This window comes from Crocosphaera sp. Alani8, from assembly GCF_038442745.1.
Lineage (GTDB): Bacteria > Cyanobacteriota > Cyanobacteriia > Cyanobacteriales > Microcystaceae > Crocosphaera.
The window spans coordinates 1-3,388 of the sequence record NZ_JARVCN010000340.1 but is presented as its reverse complement, the minus strand read 5'-3'; the positions used below and the strand labels follow the sequence as shown (position 1 = coordinate 3,388).

Below are 3,388 nucleotides of genomic sequence, written 5' to 3'. Positions count from 1 at the left end.
AGATACCGAGAAAGTATTAGGAATTTTTGCTGCAGAAGACACCTACAACGATACCAACGAAGACGCATTAAGAGACCAAGGTTTCGTGAACCCAGACGGCAGCTTGATTTATTATGGTCAACCTGGCAACGAAAACCCCCCAACCATCTCCCAAATGCTCCAAGCAACCCTGGATTTAGATATTTTCAGCAACCCTGAAAATGGGATGTTTGTGGTGCTAGAAGAAGAAGCAACCGACAACTTCGGCAACAATAACAACGCAGGGGGAACCATCGAAGCCGTACTACGAGCCGATGCGGCCATTGGAGTTGCCCAAGACTACGTGGATAATACCAATCCCAACACCCTAATTATCACCGCCGCCGATAGCGATGGGGGTGGTTTAGAAGTAGACGATACTTCAGGGGACACCGTTGGCACCACCAGAATACAACCCCCCTTTGAAACCAGAATCCCTCGGGATGGCACTACCGGTAGCGACACTGCTCCTTTTGTCAGCGCACCAGACGTAGACGGAGACACATTTGAATTTGGAGTAATCTGGTCTGGGAACCCCGACGTTGCAGGGAGTATCGTCTCCAAAACCTACGGTTTAAACGCCGAGAAACTGCCCGCAACCATCGATAATACAGGGATTTATCGCCTCATGTACGAAACCCTGTTCGATGTAGCATTACCTGCTCCAGAAGGCATCCCGGACGATATCAACGATTTACCCTCAGCCCCCGAACCCACCCAAGACACAGGTAACGTCATCTTTATCCATCCCGACGGTGCCAGTCCCTCCCACTACGCAGCAGCCCGTTTTTCCTCTGTGGGTCCAGATGGTCGCTTAAACTGGGACTTGATGAGCGATGCAGGGGTATATCTCGGTCATATGGAAGACCGCATCGTGGGTACCTCCAACGGAGGAGCAGTGGTTCACGCCTACGGAATCAAACCCTTTGCAGGTAGTTACGGGTTAGATGAGGAAGGAACTCCTTATACCTCTCTCTCCGGTCAGAGAGGAACCACTATCATGCAAGAAGCTATCGCAGCCGGGAAACCTACTGCGGTGATTAACTCGGGTTTTATTGCCGAACCAGGAACAGGGGTATTTCTCTCCGCAGCAGAAAACCGTAGCAATGTTCAAGAAATCACTCTAGAGGTGGTGGAGTCTGGTGTTGATGTGATTATGGGAGCAGGAGAAATCCATTACCTACCCATAGGAACTGTGGGAGAGTTTGGTCGAGAGGGAATTCGTGAGGATGGACGGAACCTGATCGAAGAAGCTGAAGATATGGGTTATACGGTTGTTTACACCCTGGCAGAATTAGAGGCTTTACCTGCGGACACGGAGAGGGTTTTAGGGGTGTTTGCTGCGGAAGATACTTACAACGACACCAACGAAGCTGCCTTGATTGAAAATGATTTTGTCAATGAAGATGGTAGCTTAATACTTTATGGTCAACCAGGAAACGAAAATCCTCCCACGGTTGCGGATATGTTGGAAGCAACTTTAGGGTTGGATAAGTTTGCTAACGCTGAACACGGTTTCATGGTGGTTCTGGAAGAGGAAGGGGCGGATAACTTCCCCAATAATAATAATACCGCAGGGTCTATCGAGGCTACTTTACGGGCTGATGCGGCTATTGGTGTGGCTCAGGATTTTGTCAATAATGTTGACCCGAACACTTTAATTTTAACTGCTGCTGATAGCGATGCTGGTGGTTTGGAGGTGGATGATGTGTCTGGGGATACTGTTGGTAGCACCAGTGTACAAACTCCTTTTGAAACGGAAGTTCCTCGGGATGGCACTACTGGTAATGATACTGCTCCTTTTGTCACTGGTGCGCCGGATGCTGACGGAGATATTTTTGAGTTTGGGATTGCTTATGCTACTACTTCGGATGTTGCTGGTAGTATCGTTTCTAAGGCTTACGGTTTAAATTCTGAGATGTTAGAGGCTACGGTGGATAACACTGATATGTACCGTATCATGTACCAAACTCTTTTTGGTGTCTCTCCTGAAGAAGTTAGCAACACAACTTTAGTAGGATTTTCTTCTCTACCTGCTGATACCTTTGAACCGGGACTACCTGGCGGTTCTGGTAATGCAGTTAATAACCCCACCAACGGACGGACAACTCCTTTCCCCGAACAACCAGTACAAGGATTTAGTGGGGTACAATTTGCCGAAGATGGTAATTATTGGTTTTTATCCGATAACGGTTACGGTAATGCGGCCAATAGTGCTGATTATCTCCTGAGAATCTTTAAAGTTGACCCCAACTTCCAAACCCCAGAAGGCGGCACAGGGGAAGCAGAAGTCCTCGACTTTATCCAACTATCTGATCCTAACGATTTAATCCCCTTTGATATTGAGTTAGAAGGAACCGCCAACAGACTGTTGACCGGTGCCGATTTTGACATTGAATCCATTGTTGTCACAGAAGATCGTATTTGGATTGGGGAGGAATTCGGACCTTATATCCTAGAATTTAACCTAGAAGGGGAATTAGTGAGCGAACCCATTGCTACTCCTAATTTTCCTGAATTCGATACCTTAAACGGCCAAACTCCTCTGGTAATCGGTCACCGTGGTGCCAGTGGTGAGCGTCCTGAACATACCTTAGAAGCCTACCAATTAGCTATTGAACAGGGTGCTGACTTTATTGAACCCGATTTAGTGGCCACCAGCGACGGGGTTTTAATTGCTCGTCATGAAAACGATCTAGCAAGGGTAGAACTGGACGAAAATGGAGAGATTCTCCTCGATGGAGAAGGTAATCCCATTGTTACCTCCGAAAGCACAAACGTTGCTGAATTGCCTCAATTTAGCGATCGCCTGACGGTTAAAAGTGTTGACGGTACTCTGGTTGGGGGTTGGTTCTCCGAAGATTTCACCTTAGCTGAGATTAAGGAATTACGGGCTAGAGAGCGAATTCCTAACGTTCGTCCCGACAATACTGCTTTTAACGATCAGTTTGAAATTCCCACCTTTGCAGAGGTTATTCAACTGGTTAAAGACGTTGAAGCTGAAACCGGTCAACAAATCGGGATTTATCCTGAAACCAAGCATCCTCAAATAACCAGCCAACTTACCGGAGAAATTAGACCTTATATTCAATGGGCCCACGATGCAGGGATGCAAATCCATCCTTACACCCATCGTAACGAAGAGAACTTCTTAACCCTAAACCCCGATGGTACTCCTCAAACCCCCGAATCAGAACTGGAGCAGTTATTTGGCTTAGGGGTAGATGGGATCTTCACCGACTTCCCCGAAACGGGTGCCATTGTACGGGATCAATTAGCAGATACGGAAGTGCGCTCTCCTGATAACCCCGCAGTCTTAGCCTGCATTATTCATGAAGAAAAAACAAAACAAAAAAATAAGCAATTAGCA

General features: G+C 47.1%; 1 protein-coding gene. It reads left to right on the top strand.

The genetic code is table 11. The features are described from left to right. The coding region (locus tag P9B04_RS17615; RefSeq protein ID WP_342056285.1) for a glycerophosphodiester phosphodiesterase family protein at positions 1–3,388 on the top strand (3,388 nt) is incomplete at both ends.